Source organism: Klebsiella sp. GFKo11, from assembly GCF_056490265.1.
The window spans coordinates 1,337,967-1,353,531 of sequence record NZ_CM151369.1; the positions used below are offsets into that span (position 1 = coordinate 1,337,967).

Consider the following 15,565-nt stretch of genomic DNA (forward strand, 5'->3'; position numbering starts at 1 on the left):
CTGCGTAGCCCGGACAGATGCGAAACATCGCCTCCGGGGAAATCGTCAGACCGTACGAATTATGGCACCAAATACACCTGCGGGGCGGCGGTATCCGGGTGCTCGCCCATTCTTACCTCCGCGCCGTACCAGCGGCTAATAATTGGCTGCTGAACCACCTCCTGCGGCGTGCCCTGCGCCACCAGCTTTCCCTGATGCAACAGCAGAATGCGATCGGCCCACAGCGCTGCGAGGTTCAGGTCATGCAGCACCACGCAGACGTGCAGTTGGCTGCTGCGGGTCAGGCGCTTGAGCAGGCGCAGAAGGTGCTGCTGGTAATAGAGATCGAGCGCCGAAGTAGGCTCGTCGAGAAACAGCCAGCCCTCAGGCGCACCGTCGCGCCACAGCTGCGCCAGACAGCGAGCCAATTGAACCCGCTGCTGTTCGCCGCCGGAGAGGGAAGGGTAGCGCCTCCCGGCCAGATGATCGCAGCCGGTCTCCTCCATGACCTGACGGATCATCTCCGCGTGCGGCGTGCTGCCCCACGGCGAACGGCCCATGGCGATCACCGTTTCAATCGGCCAGTCGGCATGAAGCTGGGTGCGTTGCAGCATCACCGCCCGGCGGCGGGAGAGTGCGTCTGCTGACCAGGCTTCCAGCGGACGGCCTTCCACCAACCGTTCGCCGCTGTCCGGCGTTAAAAAACCGGTTAACAGGCGCAACAGGGTCGATTTACCCGCGCCGTTGGGGCCAATCAGCGCCGTCATCTCGCCGCCGCGCAACTGGAGAGAGACATCATTAATAATCTGGCGCTTGCCCATGCGCAGCGAAAGCGAACGCGCGCTATAGCGGTTATCCATGCGTTTCTCTCTCCCGGCGGAAAATTAGCCACAGGAACCACGGCGCGCCGAGGACGCTGGTCAACAGACCAACCGGCATCTCGGCGGGTGCGGCGACGGTGCGCGCCAGCGTATCGGCTAGCAGCAGCAAAATTGCGCCACACAGCAGCGAACCGGGGATCAGACCGCGATGGTCCGGCCCCAGCCACATTCGCATCAGATGTGGTACCACCAGGCCGATAAAGCCGATAATGCCGCTGATCGCCACAGCCGACGCCACCAGTAGGGCGCTGCACAGCAGCAATAGCCGCTGCAGCGCACGAACGTTAACGCCGAGGTAATGCGCCTCTTCATCACCCAATTGCAGCAGATTAAGGCGTGAAGCCATCGCCCATATCAAGATAGAAGCCGGGATTATCAGCGTGGCCGCCACCAGCAGGGTGGACCACTCCGCCTGACCGAGGCTGCCCATGCCCCACAAGGAAAGCTGGCGCAATTGGGCATCGTTGCTTATCCACGCCAGCACCCCGACCAGCGCGCTGCAAAGGGCGTTAATCGCGATGCCGACCAGCAGCAGGCGCGAGAGCGAAGCGTCTCCCGCCCGGCTGAGGATAAAAATCACCACCATCACCGCCATACTACCGATAAACGCTGCCAGCATCGGGGCGTACAGCGCCACAAGAACCGGTACCGACAGCGGCAGCACCAGCCAGCAGGCTACCGCCAGCGCCGCACCGCTGCTGATACCTAAAAGCCCTGGGTCAGCGAGCGGATTGCGAAACAGCCCCTGCATCACGCAGCCGGAGAGCGCCAGAGCAGCGCCGACCAGCAGCGCCAGCAGCACCCGCGGCAGGCGAATGGTCAGCCAGATGTTTCTCAGGATCTCATCGCCGGAAGGCAGCAGGCTGGCCAGCGGCAGGCGCATCGCCCCAAGGGTAGTAGCAAGTAGTGTCAGGATGACTAACAGCAGCGTCATTAACCACAGATGACGAGTAAGGTGGCAACGCATCAGGGTAACTGCTCCGCTTTTTGCCGTAGCGCGAGTACCGCCTGCGGCGTGCGCGGGCCAAAGCCGAGCAGAGCCATATCATCAATAACCTGCACCTGCTTATTGCGCCCTGCGGGCGTCTGCGCCAGTCCCGGTAGCTTCCACAGTCCGGCTTCACCACCCATACCTTTCAGGCCATCGGCGGAGATCACCACCAGGTCCGGTCGGCTTGCGATAACGCCTTCCTGGGACATGTTGCGATAATGGTCGAAGTCCTGCATCGCATTCTGCAATCCGGCGGCTCGGATGGCTCCATCCGCCGCCGTTTGCTTACCGGCCACCATGGTGTTCATACCGCCGTGGCTGAGGATAAACAGCACTCGCTTGTTAATGGGCTGCGAAGGGATTTGCGCGATCTGCTGGTGGAGCTTCTGGCGCAGGGCTTCACCTTCACTCTGTTTACCGAGGGCTGCGGCAATCACGCCAATCTTTTTCTCGATTGCCGGAAAGTCGTAGCCGCCCGGTACGTTGACCACCTTAACCTTGTTCTCTTCGACCTTTTTCAGCACCAGCGAAGGCTGCGCCTGGGCGCTGGCCAGCACCAGCGTCGGGCGTAGAGAAAGGATCCCTTCAGCGTTTAGCTGGCGGATATAGCCGACATCCGGCAGGCTCTGTGCGGCGGCAGGCCAGGTACTGGTGCTGTCTTTCGCCACCAGTTGCTGCTGGGCATCAAGCGCATAAACCACTTCCGTGACGTCGCCGCCGAGAGAGACAATCCGCTCGGCGGCGGCGCTGGCAAACAGCGGAAACGCCATGAGTAATATCAGCCAACGTTTCATGCGATCAGCCCTTCGGTGGTCAAACGGTCGACCTGCGCGCGCCACTGCGCCTGCTCCGGGTGGCCTTCGGTACGTTGACCGTACAGCTGGGCAATCTGCGTACCGTCTTTGGCAAACAGCTCGACGCTGGTGACGTGACCGTCAGAGGTCGGTTTGCGGGTGACCCAAATTTCATCCACGCTGTCCTCGCGCAGGTGCAGGGTAAAGGCGGTGTTGAAGATATTCAGCCAGCCGCGCATCGGCGCAACTTTTTCCAGCGCGCCGGTGAAGATCTGCACGCAGCCGCGGTTGCCGACGAAAATCATGATCTCGTTGCCATCCTGATGAATAGTATCCAGCAGGCCCGGCAGCGCCTCTTTCTCGATACGGCAGGCGAGGTCGTCGCTGACCAGGCGGAACGCCTGCTGGCGCGACAGGTTATATTTTCTCAACAGGCCAAAGAACTGGTGGACGTCGGTCATGGCGCGCCATTCGTTTTCCAGCGCCGTGCCGTCGGCAGAATCGGCATATTTCACCGGATCGGCCGGGCGAAAGGTCAGCGGAGCGGGGGAATCTTGCGTATGTTCGGCGATCAGCGTATCCCAGGCTGCCATGTCCGTGTTCCCGGTGGTGTAAACCTTGAGCAGCGCATCGCCGTGCGGGTCGAAGAACTGAATGCTCTGGCGGCCGTTATCGGTCAGGCGGAAGGAGCTGGCCCACTGGCTGAGGAACAGGCGCAGGTCGAGGGCGCGCGGGTTGAGTACCAGCCCGGCGTGGCCGCTCAGATGCTGGTGGGTAAATTCGCCGACCTGTTCATGCACCGCGTATTCGTTGCGGCAGATACATTTGGTTTCGCCCACGGCTTCCAGCGCCGCCAGAATGGCGCGCGCATCGTCAATCAGACGTACGGCATCGTGGCCGAGGCGAGCTTCGGTCAGCTCAGCTTCGCTAATCCCCATTTCGGCGGCGATATCGCGGGCGTATTTTGCGGAAGATTGCGCTTTCGTGGTCAGATAGCGTTGCCACAGCGGGGCATGTTGCGGTTGGGTGTTTTGCATAATTCACATCCTTCTCGACGATGAGTATCCCCGGCGCGCGGCCGGGGAGCAGGTTTCTTATTATTTGGCCTATCAGAAATCGACGTTAACGCCTAACTGCCAGGTACGCCCAGGCATCACTGACAGCGCCTTATCGTTGGCATCCTGATTGGTTGCCGTTTCGATATTACGGCTGCTCAGATAATCCCAGTATTTACGGTCGGTGATGTTGTACACGCCGCCGTTCACGCGCACGTTCTTCGCCACCTGCCAGTAAGCGGTCCAGTCCAGCATGCCGTAGCCCGGAACGCGCATATATTCGCTGGTCGAATCGGTAATTGCGGAGCCGGTGTTGGTGTAGCTTTCGCGGTTGGTGGTGGTCGCGCGTTTGCCCTTAACAAAGGTGGCGGTCAGCGCGGTACCGTACACTTTGGCCGGATCGTCCCATGCCACGCCGACGATAGCCTTCATTGGCGCGACGCTATCGAGGTCGACGTATTTGTCGCCGCTGTAGCTGGATTTCGATTGCCCTTCGCTATAGCCGTAGGCGAGGGTGGCACTCAGGCCGTTAACCTCTTCAAACCAGGTGCCAAAGTTGAATTTGGCGCTGATTTCGCCGCCGTAGATATAGGCTTTATCGCGGTTCTCCGCCTGGTAAATGGTATAGATGTTCGACGGCACGTTAGCGAACTGCGCCGGATTATTGGCGCGCATGTAACGGGTATAGGCGATAAAATTCTTGTAGCTGTTGTAGAACAGGGCGGTGCGCATAGTGATACCTTCGGTGACTTCGCCCTTCATCCCCCACTCGAAGTTATCGCTGGTTTCGGTTTTCAGATCGGTGTTGCCGATCAGCGCATACTGTCCGGGGCCAGCATAGCTGGAGCCGAGGTTCCAGGAGCCATACAGCTGGCTGGCGTTCGGGAACTGCGCTCCGCGCTGGTACTGCAGGTAGGTCATCAGGCGCGGAGTGATGTCGTACTGGAAGGCCAGCGACGGCAGCGCCTGGGTGTCGGAGTTCTTACCATACAGATTTGAAACGGCAGAACCGGTCAGCACGCTGCTGTTATTCGCCAGGTCGGAGAGATTCTCCGGCTTAGTCGACTGATGCACCACGCGAATGCCCGGGATCACCGCGAAGTTATGGCTGTCGAGGTCAAAGTTAATTTTGTCCTGCATGAAGCCTGCAACGATATAGCCTCGGCTGTCGGCGTCCGGCTGCATAATGAGGCTGTAAGCGCTCGGGGTTGGCGACTGAGTTAATGGCCGCTGGGTTTTGGTGGTGCTGGCGTTAAAGCCGGCGCTCAGGTCGTGGCGGCCGATGGATTTTGCCAGCGCGCTCTGAATACCCCAGGTATCGGTATCGCAGTCGGAGCTTACCGTTTGCATCGCGCGGGTGATGCTGTCCGGCATATACGTCCAGTCATGGGACTCAGTGTGTTGGTAGTAGACTTTGGTCGACACGCTGTCGATATAGTCGTTCATCGGCGTCCAGTCATCTTTCAGGCTCAGGCCCCAGCGACGGGTCTGGCTGGTCTGGTTAGAGGTGCCGATAACGCTGTTGCCGCTGGTGTCCCAGGCGTCGTAATGGGTGTGATTAGTTTTATGGTAATAATCGAAGGTGCTGGTCAGCTTATGTTCGTCATTCGGCTGCCAGATCCCGGAGGCCAGAAAGGCGTCGGAGTGCCAGTTAGCCGGATATGAATCGACGGTCCCGCTGTTATTTTCCGTTTCCTGGCCGTCACGGCGGCTGTAGACGAAGATCCCGCGCAGGGTTTCGTCGCCACCGGCGACGGTGATGCCGTTGTGCCAGCTGCGGTTCGAGGAATCATAGCCGCTGCGGTAGCCGAAGGCGCTGGTTTTGCCCGGGTGCAGATAGTCATCTGCGGATTTAGGACGGAAGGAGACGTTACCGCCGATGGAGCTGTTGGCGGTTTCGGTCGAGGTGGCCCCGGACTGAATATCGATGCTGCCGTACATGTACGGGTCAATATAGTCGCGGCCCATACCGAAAGTATTGAGTCCCGCGCGGCTGGCGTAGCTGCGCCCGGTGGCGTTCGGCTGAGCGATGCCGTCGACGTCGATACCGACGCGGTTGCTCTCCATGCCGCGAATGTTGTAGCCGGTATAGCCGCCCCGGTCGAAGCCGCTTTTGCCGTTGCCGGAACCGCCGCTGGCGCCAGTCGCGCCAATCAACGGTTCGTAGCGCATGATGGAGCCAAAGTCGTTGGCCCCTTTATCCTGTAGTTCCTGAGCGCTGATGGAATGCTCGCTGCCCGCTTTCAGCACGGGGGCTGGCGCGGTCACGGTCATCTGTTCTGAACTATCGTCGGATGATGAATTGTTGGTGGTATCAGCCGCCCCGGCGGAGGTCTGATAGATTGCTGCAAGCAAAGAAGTCACCAGCAGGCTTTTCTTGAACCATGCTGTTGATTGAGTGGAGTTATACATAGTAGCCACGCCTTGATAATTATTAGTATCGGCTCACGCGTTACTTCCAGAGTGCAGGTGTGTCCCGTTATTCCGTTACTGGACGTTTTTTACTCCATGCTTATTGATTGTGAATGGTAATGATAGGTATTATCGTTTGCAACAAAATAATCATTTATTCCTCAATTAATCTGCAAGTTGTTTACAATTCATCCTTTTACTGACAGCGAGAAACCGATGAGTCACAAAGCCTCTATTACCATTACCTACTGTTCGCAGTGCAACTGGATGCTGCGCGCCAGCTGGATGGCCCAGGAACTACTGCATAGTTTCAGCACCGATATTGGCTCAGTGACCCTGGTGCCGGGAACCGGGGGGATCTTCGTGGTGACCGTTGACGATGTGCAAATTTGGGAGCGCAAGCAGGATGGTGGTTTCCCCGATGCGGCGGAGCTGAAGCGTCGGGTTCGCGACGTTTGCTTCCCGGAGAAACCTCTGGGGCACGTGGACAAGCCGGCATAATCCTCAGGAGGTAACCGGCTGCGCCGCACTCTTTAAAGGTGTATTATTAACGCATCTTTATCGATGAGGAACAGGCGATGGCGGGCAAACGTATTGCGCGGGAAAAAAAGACCATTAGCAGCATGATTACGCTCTACCAGCGCCGCTGCCCGGATGCTCATGAAGATGCGGAACATTATCAGGCGCTTAACGCCTACGCCGATAAGCGCTTGGATAAGTGCGTATTTGGTGAAGAAAAACCCGCCTGCAAGCAGTGTCCGGTGCACTGCTACCAGGCAGCTAAACGTGAAGAGATGAAGCAGATTATGCGCTGGGCGGGGCCACGGATGCTCTGGCGGCACCCGATTTTGACCATTCGCCATTTGATTGATGACAGGCGCCCGGTTCCGGAGTTACCGGAAAAATACCGACCCAAAAAATAGCGACTTTTCCCCGGAGGCGATGCTGCGCATCTGTCCGGGCTACGTCCTGGGGTAGAGGTAGCCCGGACAGGCGCAACGCGCCGCCTCCGGGAAGAATGCCAGCCAGGTAGCCCGGGTAAGGCGCTAGCCGCGACCCGGGGCCTCGCCGGAATCGGCTTGGGTTTGACTATCGCGAACCGATGTACAGACAAACGCGATAATAAACAACAGGGTAAACAACACTACGATGGTCGGTGCCGGGGCGCTGTCGAGATAAAACGACAACCACACGCCGCCCAGCGAACAGCTCACCGCAATCGCCACCGCCAGCAGCAGGGCGCTGACAAACCGCCGCGTCAGCAGCAGCGCAATTGCCCCCGGAGCTATCAGCAGCGAAATCGACAAAATAATCCCCACCGCTTTTAGCGTCGCCACAATGGTCAGCGCAATCATGCACAGCAGCCCGTAATGCAGCAGCCCGCAGCGCAAACCGCTGGTTTTCGCCTGGTTCGGGTCGAAGGCGTGCAGCAGAAAATCGCGCCACTTCAGGCCGATAATCAGCGCGATCGCCAACGCGATCAGCGACGTTTGCACAATGTCGCTGGCGGAAATACCCAGCATGTCGCCAAACAGAATATGGTCGAGATGCACCTCCGACTGAATCGACACGTACAGCACCAGCCCTGCGCCAAACATCCCGGAAAACACAATCCCCATAATCGTATCGCGCTTGATGCGGCTGTTATCGTCGAGATAACCGGTGGCAATGGCGCAGAATAACCCGGCGATAAACGCGCCGATAGCGAACGGGATGCCGATGATATACGCCACCACCACGCCCGGAAAAACCGCGTGACTCATGGCGTCGCCCATCAGCGCCCAGCCTTTTAACACCAAAAATACCGACAGCAGCGCGCAGGGAATGGCAACGATAATCGCCACCAGCATGGCGTTAATCATAAAAGAGAACTGGAACGGTTCGAGCAGAGCGGTCAGCATGTGGCCTCCCTGGCGCGGCGACGGCTGGCGAGCAGGCCGTGCTTCGGCGCGAAAACGAAAGCGACTAAAAACAGCAGCGTCTGGGCCACAACGATAATCCCGCCGGTTGCCCCGTCCAGGTAGTAACTCAGCCACGCGCCGAAAAAGCTGGTCAGGCTGCCGATAGCCACGGCGATCGCCAGTAGGCGCGGAAAGCGGTCGGTCAGCAGCCAGGCGGTGGCGCCGGGCGTGACGACCAGGCAAATCACCAGAAATGCGCCGACGGTTTGCAATGCCGCGACGGTACAGGCCGCCAGCAGGGTGAAAAACAGCAGCTTCAGCCCTGTGGTGTTCAGGCCAATCGAGCGGGCGTGGTTCTCATCGAAAAAGGTCACCATCAGGTCTTTCCACTTCAGCAGCAGAATCGCCATCGAAATAAAGCCAATTGCTGCCAGCTGAATAATATCCTCCGGGGCAATGGCCAAAATATTACCAAGAATAATGGTCTGGATATTCACCGAGGTCGGGTTAAGCGACACCATAAACAGGCCGATACCGAAAAATGAAGAGAAGATTAGGCCGATAATTGCGTCTTCCTTCAGCTTCGAGCGCTGGTTAAGAAACAGCATGCTGCCTGCCGCCAGCCCGCCGGAAAGAAACGCCCCCAGCGCGAAGGGCAGGCCGAGCATATAAGCGCCCGCCACGCCGGGTACGATGGAGTGGGAGAGGGCATCGCCAATCAGCGACCAGCCCTTGAGCATCAGATAGCAGGAGAGAAATGCGCACACCCCGCCCACCAGCGCCGAAACCCACATCGCATTGAGCATGTATTGATAACCAAACGGCTCCAGCAGCCAGCTCATCTTTCGCCTCCCGCCGCCCGGCGGCTGATAAACGGGCGCTCATCGTCGGTAATGATCCTCTCTTCCGCCCCGCTCAGCACCACGTGGCGCAGCACGCCGCTAAAGGCGAGTTCGAGGTTTTCGGCGGTAAAGGTGGTTTCCGTCGGGCCGCTAGCCAGCACGGTACCTTTGACCATCACCGTGTAGTCGCAGAACTCGCTTACCGAACCGAGGTTATGCGTTGAAACCAGCATGGTGCAGCCTTCGTCGCGTAGCTCCCGCAGCAAGGTGATAATGCGCGCTTCGGTCTGTACATCGACGCCGGTAAAGGGCTCATCCAGCAGAATGACTTTCCCCTGCTGGGCGATAGCGCGGGCGAGAAACACGCGTTTTTTCTGCCCTCCGGAGAGTTCGCCTATCTGCCGATGGCGATACTCGCTCATGCCGACCCGCTCCAGCGCGGCGTCGACAATCTCATGGTCGCGTGGTTTGGCCCGCCGCAGCCAGCCCATATGGCCGTAGCGGCCCATCATCACCACATCTTCCACCAGCACCGGGAAGGACCAGTCCACCTCTTCCGACTGCGGAACATAGGCCACGAGGTTCTGGCGCAGGGCGCGGTTAACCGGTTGACCAAGAATGGCGATATCGCCGCGGCCCACGCGCACGAAGCCCATCAGCGCTTTAAACAGCGTCGATTTTCCCGAACCGTTCACCCCGACCAGCGCGGCAATTGAGCTGCGCGGGACGCTAAATGAAGCATCGCGCAGGGCGGTATGCCCGTTGCGATAGGTTACGCTGACGTTGTTGACCGCGAGGCCCGGCAGCTCGTGACTCATGCCTGTTTCCTTAGTCCGTCGTTGATACCCTGGACGATGGTTTCGGTGGTGACGCGCAGCAGGTCGAGGTAGGTTGGAACCGGACCGTCGGCGGCGCTCAGGGAGTCGACGTACAGGACGCCGCCATAGTGGGCACCCGCTTCCCGTGCAACCTGACGCGCGGGTTTATCGGAGATGGTGCTTTCGCTAAAGATAGTCGGGATACGCTCTTTCTTCATGGTGTCGATGGTTTTGCGCACCTGCTGCGGCGTGCCCTGCTGGTCGGCGTTGATCGGCCACAGATAGAGTTCCTGCAGGCCGTTATCGCGGGCCAGATAGGAGAACGCACCTTCGCTAGTCACCAGCCAGCGCTTATCCTGCGGCAGTTTCGCCAGTTCCGCCTTCAGCGGTGCCATGGTCTGGCGGATCTTCTCTTTGTAGGCTTCGGCGTTCTGGCGATAGGTATCGGCATTGACAGGATCGTATTTCACCAGCGCGTCGCGAATATTATCAACATAGATCAGCGCGTTATCCGCCGACATCCAGGCGTGCGGGTTAGGCTTGCCGTTATACGGGCCATCACTGATGCCCATCGGCTGAATCCCGTTGCTGACCACCACTTCCGGCACGTCGTTCAGGTGCTGATAAAAACGGGCAAACCACAGCTCAAGGTTCAGGCCGTTGGTGAGGATCAGCTGCGCGCCCTGTGCGCGTTTAATATCGCCGGGAGTAGGCTGATATTCATGAATTTCGGCTCCAGGTTTGGTAATTGAGCTGACGTCGGCGGCGTCACCCGCGACGTTCTGCGCCATATCGGCGATCACGGTGAAGGTGGTGATGACTTTGAATTTGTCTTTCGCCTGCGCCGGGGCGATGGCAAGCAGAGCCAGAGTCGCGGCAAACATCAGGTGCTTCAGAGGTGGCAGATGCAGCATAAGGTCCCTCATAATGTTGTGGTTAATTAATCATCATTTATAGCCATTGCTATGTTATATAGCACAAGCTATTTATAAATGAAAATAATTCTTATTTAGATGTGGGGGAAATGATTAGCATGGAAATAAAGCGATATGGGAGGAAGACCCGGTCAGAAGAGAGACCGGGGCAAAGATTAAGATAAATCAGCCACCGACTGGCGTGGGATCAGGCGACCCGTCAGCGTGCGTCCTTCGAAGGAGAAGGTAGGGCGCTCGTCGATCAGGCTGCGGATGCGCTGAATGCAGTTTTCCATCAACTGCTCCAGCGGCCAGGAAATGCAGGTCAGCGGCGGGTTCAGCAGCGAGGCGAGGGGAGAATCCTCAAGGCTTAACAGCGAGACCTCCTGCGGCACGGCGACGTTAAATTCGCGCAGCAGACGCATCGCTTCCGCAGCGTAGCGGTCGCGTTTAACGATAATCACCGAATATTTGCTGAAGCTATTAATCAGCGTCAGCAGCGCCTGCTCGACGTTATCGTTGGCCGCCAGCATCAGCTGTCGGTTAAACGGGATAGAGTAGTTTTGCAGAACGTTGCGATAGCCTTCGAGCATCTGGCGGCTGGCGTCATCGCTGTCGTTATCGGTCAGCAGGGCGATATTGCGGTGGCCTTTGCCAATCACGTAGCGGCAGGCGCTCTCGGTGGCAAATGCGTAGTCGTAGCCCTGATTATTGACCCCGGCGACGCTAAACCTGTCGAAGGAGATAACGTTGCGTGGGGTATCGGCAGCGACGGCGCCGAGCACCACCACCGCGACACACTGACGCTGTAAATCATCAACCACCGCCGCTTGTTCAGCCGCATCCGTCACGTACTGCACGATCAGGTTTTTGTTCAGCCCCTTCAGCGCTAATGACAGCATCGGCAGCAGGCGTGCGCCGCTGCTTTCGTCGTTCGCCGGAATCACCAGCCCCACGTGATTGGATGTCTGACTGGCGAGGTTTTGCGCGGCAAAGCTCGGGCGGTAGTTGAGTTCTTCTACTGCCCGTAAAACGGCCTCGCGGCTCTCTTCGCGCACGCCACGTGTGCCGGTCAGCACGCGGGATACCGTCGCTCGGGAGACATTCGCTAATCTTGAAACATCATCAATGGTTGGCATGGCATTTTCTGTCTGAATATTTTCGCCTAGCTTAGCATATCTGCTGAAAAAAGTGTCTATCGCCAGCGGCCTTCAGCGCTTGCCAGAACTGGCAATCAGCCCGCGCCACCGCCTGCTTTTCTCCCTCTCCCTTTTGGGGAGAGGGCCGGGGTGAGGGGGTAGCTCTACACGTGCAGCGGTCGCCTGCTTTTCTCCCTCTCCCTTTTGGGAAGAGGGACGGGGTGAGGGGGCAGCCCTACACGTGCAGCGGTCGACTGCTTTTCTCCCTCTCCCTTTTGGAGAGAGGGCCGGAGTGAGGGGGAAACCCTACACGTGCAGCGGTCGCGAGCGGTAAATCGCGATTAGCTCGCCGATCAGCTCTTTCGCCAGAATCGAAGTCATCAAATGATCCTGGGCGTGAACCATCACCAGCGTCATTTTGGTCTTTCCCTCGCCTTCGTCGGCTTCAATCAGCTGCGTCTGCACCAGATGCGCCTCGCGGGCAAAATGCGCCGCTTCTTTCATCTTCTCGTCGGCGGCGGCGAAATCGCCCTCTTTAGCGCAGCTCAGCGCTTCGTAGCACAGGCTACGTGACTGCCCGGCGTTGATGATGATACCCATCACCTGTTCTTCTAATTCCATGACAAACCTCTAAATAGTATGAATTATGCGGATTGCGGCGCGACTTCGGCCTGCGTAACGGCGTTAGCGTGTTCTTGCTCCAGCAGCTGTTTTTCGTAGGCTTTGAGGAACGGCAGATACATCACCATCGCTGTCGCCATACAAATCAGGCACATGATCACCGGGCTAAAGCTCCAGTTCGCCGCCCAGGAGGCACCGATAGGGGCCGGAGTCGTCCACGGGGTCATCGACACCACGCGGCTCACCAGGTCCAGCTTCAGCGCGAAGTACGCCAGCGTTGCGTTGATCATCGGTACCAGCACAAACGGCAGGAAGAACAGCGGATTCATAATGATTGGCGCGCCGAACAGAATCGGTTCGTTGATGTTAAATACGCCCGGTACCACACCCATACGGCCAATCGTGCGCAGGTGAATAGCCTTGCTGCGCATCAGCATTAGCGCCAGCGGTAGCGTGGAACCGACGCCGCCAATCAGCAGATAGTGATCCCAGAAACCCTGCACGTAGATATGCGGGATCGCCGTCCCTGCGGCCATCGCCGCCTGGTTGATCGACAGGTTAGCCATCCAGAACGGGTTCATAATCCCGGTAACGATCAGTGCTCCGTGGATCCCAGCAAACCACAGGACCTGGCACACCAGTACCGACAGCAGGATCGCCGGTAAAGTATCGGAGGCCGCCACCAGCGGTTTTACCAGCGACATGATCGCTTCCGGAATGATCATCCCCAGTTGGGCTTCGATAAACAGATTCAGCGGGTGCAGCGTCAGCACGATCGCCAGCACCGGGATCAGGATTTCAAACGAGCGCGCCACGCCAGCCGGGACTTCCGGCGGCAGACGAATGGTAATGTTGTGACGCTTGAGGAAGGCGTACAGTTCGGTGGAATAAATCGCCACCAGAATGGCGGTGAAGATCCCCTGACCGGAGAAATAGGCAGTGGAGATCTGCCCATCCTTCAGCGGCGCGGCCACTAGCAGAAACGACATCAGCGACAGCATCCCGGCGGTTAGCGGGTCCAGATTGTGGTGCTTCGCCAGGCTCGCGGCGATTCCGACGGCGATAAACAGCGTCATCACCCCCATGCTGAAATTAAACGGCAGCATCAGCGCGTCGCGATGATCGAGAGAAAATTGCAGCCAGGCGCGGGCAAAGCCCCAATTGGTATCCGGTGAAAACGGCGGGAAGATAAATACCAGTAAAAACGAGCCGACGATCATAAAGGGCAGGGCGGTAATAAAGCCGTCGCGGATCGAAGTGACATATTTTTGCTGGCCGATCGCACCTGCCATGGGCGTGATCTTCTGTTCAATCACGGTGATCAACTTAGCGTACAGAGAGCTCATGATCTTTCCTTAGTTTTTGTTATCAATAAGGGAAAGCGCGAAATCCAGTACGGCACCGCCTTTTTGCATGCCGTAATCCATCATGTTGATGGGTTCCACGCGGATCCCGTATTTATCGGCCTGTTTTTGCAGGTCTTTCTGCATGTATTTCACCTGCGGTCCCAGCAGTACCACCTGGTAATGACCGACCTGCTGATCGAATTCCGCGACGCCAAAGGCGTTGATCTCTACCGGCAGCCCGCGCTGCTCGGCTTCGGCGACCATTTTTTTCACCAGCAGGCTGGTGGACATGCCCGCAGAACAACACAACATTATCTTTTTCATAAACCGCTCCTGATGAGTTGGATGTGCCGACTATAGTCATAGTGGATATAAAACGGAAAGCGCTTTCCGTTTGTGGATTTATTTATTGTGACCACGATCACCTATGGCGGGCTTTTACTTTACTCAGGAGTGCGCGATCATCCCGGCGATAAAACTATTCCTATAAGGCAGGACTATGAACATTCAGTTGATGAATGTTGTCGTCGATATCATCGAACAGCGGCTGGCGCCGCTGGCCAACGTTCTGACGCGCAATAATCACATTACGGCGATGCGCGACAGCTTTGCGCTGGCGATGCCGTTTGTGATTGTCGGAAGTTTGCTGGTGCCAATTTTGTTTCCGCCCGTTTCCATTGACGGCGCATCGGCTTTCGGCCAGTTCTATCTCCAGCTGCGGCCCATTCTGCTGCCGACCTTCGAACTCACCATCGGGCTGGTGGCGCTGATTGTGGCCTTCGGCGCCAGCGCCAGCCTCGCCAAGCAGTACCGGCTGCCGGAGCGGCTCTGCGGGCTAACCGGCTGTCTGGCGTTTTTGCTGTTTATCGGCTTTCGCGATAATGGGGCGACCAATATTTTTCTCGGCGGGATGGGGATTTTTACCGCGTTGATTTCAAGCACCTATTCGATTGAAATTATCCGTTTTTTCTACAAGAAGGGCTGGTGTATCCGTCTGCCGGAAGAGGTGCCGGTGATGACCCGCAATGGTTTCCAACTGCTGATCCCGCTGCTTGTGATAATGCTCTCTATCAGCGTTATCAATGCGTTATTGTTGCAAAGCACCGGGCGCATTTTACCGGAGCTGATTAGCGAAGCGGTACGCCCGCTGGTGGTGGCCTCCGATACGCTAACTGCGGTATTAATCTCGTTATTTATCTGTAATTTACTTTGGTTTGTTGGTATTCACGGCGCGCTGATTATCACCGGGATTATGAACCCGTTCTGGATGACCTATCTGTTTGAAAACCAGCAGGCGCTGGCCGCTGGTTCCGCTACTCTGCCGCATATTTACCTCCAGGGATTCTGGGATTTTTACTTGCTGATTGGCGGTATCGGCTCCACCCTGCCGCTGGTCTTTATGGCGATGCGCAGCCGTTCGCGGCAGCTAAAAAGCGTGGGAAAAATTGGCCTGTTGCCCTCGTTGTTCAACATCAACGAGCCGATATTATTTGGCTTCCCCATCATCATGAACCCGGTTTTTCTGCTGCCGTTTATTTTTGTTCCGCTGATAAATGCCTGTATCGCCTGGTATTTAACTCAGCTTGGGATTCTCGACCGGGCGGTGGCGATGCTGCCGTGGTCGATGCCGTCGCCGCTCGGCGCGGCCTGGTCAGCCAACGGTAGCTGGAAAAATTTATGTATGTGCCTGTTCGCTATTTTTAACGCGTGGATGCTCTATCGCCCGTTCTTCAAAGTCTACGAACGCCAGCTCGCCGACGCCGAACGCTAAGCTTTTCCCCTGCCTGAATCGGCCCGCCGCGTGCGGGCTTTTTTATTTCCGCCTGGTTATGTGAACTTCATCACGAATATTTGCCCTCTATCGTCAAATTT

At 57.5% G+C, this 15,565-nt stretch carries 16 protein-coding genes; 3 read left to right on the plus strand and 13 right to left on the minus strand.

The genetic code is table 11. The features are described 5' to 3' along the window. Positions 1–59: 59 nt before the first annotated feature. The 5 genes from AC07P6_RS06410 to AC07P6_RS06430 all read right to left on the minus strand — a co-directional run bounded on the left by AC07P6_RS06410 (position 60) and on the right by AC07P6_RS06430 (position 6,112). Positions 60–839 (minus strand): heme ABC transporter ATP-binding protein, encoded by a 780-nt coding sequence (locus tag AC07P6_RS06410; protein ID WP_304253092.1) that lies wholly within the window; start codon positions 837–839, stop codon positions 60–62. Further along, complete coding sequence (locus AC07P6_RS06415) at positions 832–1,827, minus strand: FecCD family ABC transporter permease (protein ID WP_142463398.1); 996 nt, start codon at positions 1,825–1,827, stop codon at positions 832–834. The genes AC07P6_RS06410 and AC07P6_RS06415 overlap by 8 nt, the downstream gene beginning before the upstream one ends. Continuing rightward, positions 1,827–2,645, minus strand: coding sequence for a heme/hemin ABC transporter substrate-binding protein (locus AC07P6_RS06420; RefSeq protein WP_478315892.1), 819 nt, complete (start codon positions 2,643–2,645; stop codon positions 1,827–1,829). The genes AC07P6_RS06415 and AC07P6_RS06420 overlap by 1 nt, the downstream gene beginning before the upstream one ends. After that, on the minus strand, positions 2,642–3,682 hold the full coding sequence (locus AC07P6_RS06425; RefSeq protein WP_478315893.1) for a hemin-degrading factor: 1,041 nt from the start codon (positions 3,680–3,682) through the stop codon (positions 2,642–2,644). The genes AC07P6_RS06420 and AC07P6_RS06425 overlap by 4 nt, the downstream gene beginning before the upstream one ends. A 72-nt stretch (positions 3,683–3,754) precedes the next feature. Continuing rightward, positions 3,755–6,112: a TonB-dependent receptor domain-containing protein gene (locus tag AC07P6_RS06430; protein WP_478315894.1), complete on the minus strand. Its 2,358-nt coding sequence runs from the start codon at positions 6,110–6,112 to the stop codon at positions 3,755–3,757. Between the two features lie 216 nt (positions 6,113–6,328). Between AC07P6_RS06430 and AC07P6_RS06435 the strand changes: the two genes are divergently transcribed. After that, entirely contained in the window at positions 6,329–6,613 is a 285-nt protein-coding gene (locus AC07P6_RS06435) for an Rdx family protein (RefSeq protein ID WP_478315895.1), read from the plus strand. 77 nt (positions 6,614–6,690) lie between these two features. Beyond that, positions 6,691–7,035, plus strand: a complete 345-nt coding sequence (locus AC07P6_RS06440) for a nitrous oxide-stimulated promoter family protein (protein WP_434661883.1) — start codon at positions 6,691–6,693, stop codon at positions 7,033–7,035. Between the two features lie 123 nt (positions 7,036–7,158). On the opposite strand, the gene sitD is transcribed toward AC07P6_RS06440, so the two are convergent. The 8 genes from sitD to AC07P6_RS06480 form a co-directional block, all read right to left on the minus strand. Then, positions 7,159–8,013: an iron/manganese ABC transporter permease subunit SitD gene (sitD, locus tag AC07P6_RS06445; RefSeq protein ID WP_478315896.1), complete on the minus strand. Its 855-nt coding sequence runs from the start codon at positions 8,011–8,013 to the stop codon at positions 7,159–7,161. Further along, entirely contained in the window at positions 8,007–8,855 is an 849-nt protein-coding gene (gene sitC, locus AC07P6_RS06450) for an iron/manganese ABC transporter permease subunit SitC (RefSeq protein WP_181485161.1), read from the minus strand. The genes sitD and sitC overlap by 7 nt, the downstream gene beginning before the upstream one ends. Next, positions 8,852–9,673, minus strand: a complete 822-nt coding sequence (locus AC07P6_RS06455; RefSeq protein ID WP_304253083.1) for a manganese/iron ABC transporter ATP-binding protein — start codon at positions 9,671–9,673, stop codon at positions 8,852–8,854. The genes sitC and AC07P6_RS06455 overlap by 4 nt, the downstream gene beginning before the upstream one ends. Beyond that, positions 9,670–10,587 (minus strand): metal ABC transporter substrate-binding protein, encoded by a 918-nt coding sequence (locus tag AC07P6_RS06460; protein ID WP_478315897.1) that lies wholly within the window; start codon positions 10,585–10,587, stop codon positions 9,670–9,672. The genes AC07P6_RS06455 and AC07P6_RS06460 overlap by 4 nt, the downstream gene beginning before the upstream one ends. A gap of 176 nt (positions 10,588–10,763) precedes the next feature. Then, positions 10,764–11,726, minus strand: coding sequence for a LacI family DNA-binding transcriptional regulator (locus tag AC07P6_RS06465; protein ID WP_181485164.1), 963 nt, complete (start codon positions 11,724–11,726; stop codon positions 10,764–10,766). Between the two features lie 306 nt (positions 11,727–12,032). Then, the gene (locus AC07P6_RS06470; RefSeq protein ID WP_478315898.1) at positions 12,033–12,347 is read right to left on the minus strand and encodes a PTS lactose/cellobiose transporter subunit IIA; all 315 of its coding nucleotides are present in this window, start codon (positions 12,345–12,347) and stop codon (positions 12,033–12,035) included. A gap of 23 nt (positions 12,348–12,370) precedes the next feature. Then, the gene (locus AC07P6_RS06475; RefSeq protein WP_478315899.1) at positions 12,371–13,693 is read right to left on the minus strand and encodes a PTS sugar transporter subunit IIC; all 1,323 of its coding nucleotides are present in this window, start codon (positions 13,691–13,693) and stop codon (positions 12,371–12,373) included. 9 nt (positions 13,694–13,702) lie between these two features. Beyond that, positions 13,703–14,017 carry a PTS sugar transporter subunit IIB gene (locus tag AC07P6_RS06480; protein ID WP_182234430.1) on the minus strand — a complete coding sequence of 105 codons (315 nt, stop codon included), beginning with the start codon at positions 14,015–14,017 and terminating at the stop codon, positions 13,703–13,705. Positions 14,018–14,192: 175 nt separating this feature from the next. Between AC07P6_RS06480 and AC07P6_RS06485 the strand changes: the two genes are divergently transcribed. Then, a complete protein-coding gene (locus AC07P6_RS06485; RefSeq protein WP_478315900.1) occupies positions 14,193–15,464 on the plus strand; it encodes a PTS sugar transporter subunit IIC in 1,272 nt (423 codons plus the stop codon). The last annotated feature ends 101 nt before the right edge of the window (positions 15,465–15,565 follow it).

Excerpts from the sequence above, each read along its gene's own strand:
- AC07P6_RS06410 (WP_304253092.1), bottom strand. The coding sequence starts at position 839 with ATGGATAACCGCTATAGCGCGCGTTCGCTTTCGCTGCGCATGGGCAAG.
- AC07P6_RS06415 (WP_142463398.1), bottom strand. The coding sequence starts at position 1,827 with ATGCGTTGCCACCTTACTCGTCATCTGTGGTTAATGACGCTGCTGTTA.
- AC07P6_RS06420 (WP_478315892.1), bottom strand. The coding sequence starts at position 2,645 with ATGAAACGTTGGCTGATATTACTCATGGCGTTTCCGCTGTTTGCCAGC.
- AC07P6_RS06425 (WP_478315893.1), bottom strand. The coding sequence starts at position 3,682 with ATGCAAAACACCCAACCGCAACATGCCCCGCTGTGGCAACGCTATCTG.
- AC07P6_RS06430 (WP_478315894.1), bottom strand. The coding sequence starts at position 6,112 with ATGTATAACTCCACTCAATCAACAGCATGGTTCAAGAAAAGCCTGCTG.
- AC07P6_RS06435 (WP_478315895.1), top strand. The coding sequence starts at position 6,329 with ATGAGTCACAAAGCCTCTATTACCATTACCTACTGTTCGCAGTGCAAC.
- AC07P6_RS06440 (WP_434661883.1), top strand. The coding sequence starts at position 6,691 with ATGGCGGGCAAACGTATTGCGCGGGAAAAAAAGACCATTAGCAGCATG.
- sitD (WP_478315896.1), bottom strand. The coding sequence starts at position 8,013 with ATGCTGACCGCTCTGCTCGAACCGTTCCAGTTCTCTTTTATGATTAAC.
- sitC (WP_181485161.1), bottom strand. The coding sequence starts at position 8,855 with ATGAGCTGGCTGCTGGAGCCGTTTGGTTATCAATACATGCTCAATGCG.
- AC07P6_RS06455 (WP_304253083.1), bottom strand. The coding sequence starts at position 9,673 with ATGAGTCACGAGCTGCCGGGCCTCGCGGTCAACAACGTCAGCGTAACC.
- AC07P6_RS06460 (WP_478315897.1), bottom strand. The coding sequence starts at position 10,587 with ATGCTGCATCTGCCACCTCTGAAGCACCTGATGTTTGCCGCGACTCTG.
- AC07P6_RS06465 (WP_181485164.1), bottom strand. The coding sequence starts at position 11,726 with ATGCCAACCATTGATGATGTTTCAAGATTAGCGAATGTCTCCCGAGCG.
- AC07P6_RS06470 (WP_478315898.1), bottom strand. The coding sequence starts at position 12,347 with ATGGAATTAGAAGAACAGGTGATGGGTATCATCATCAACGCCGGGCAG.
- AC07P6_RS06475 (WP_478315899.1), bottom strand. The coding sequence starts at position 13,693 with ATGAGCTCTCTGTACGCTAAGTTGATCACCGTGATTGAACAGAAGATC.
- AC07P6_RS06480 (WP_182234430.1), bottom strand. The coding sequence starts at position 14,017 with ATGAAAAAGATAATGTTGTGTTGTTCTGCGGGCATGTCCACCAGCCTG.
- AC07P6_RS06485 (WP_478315900.1), top strand. The coding sequence starts at position 14,193 with ATGAACATTCAGTTGATGAATGTTGTCGTCGATATCATCGAACAGCGG.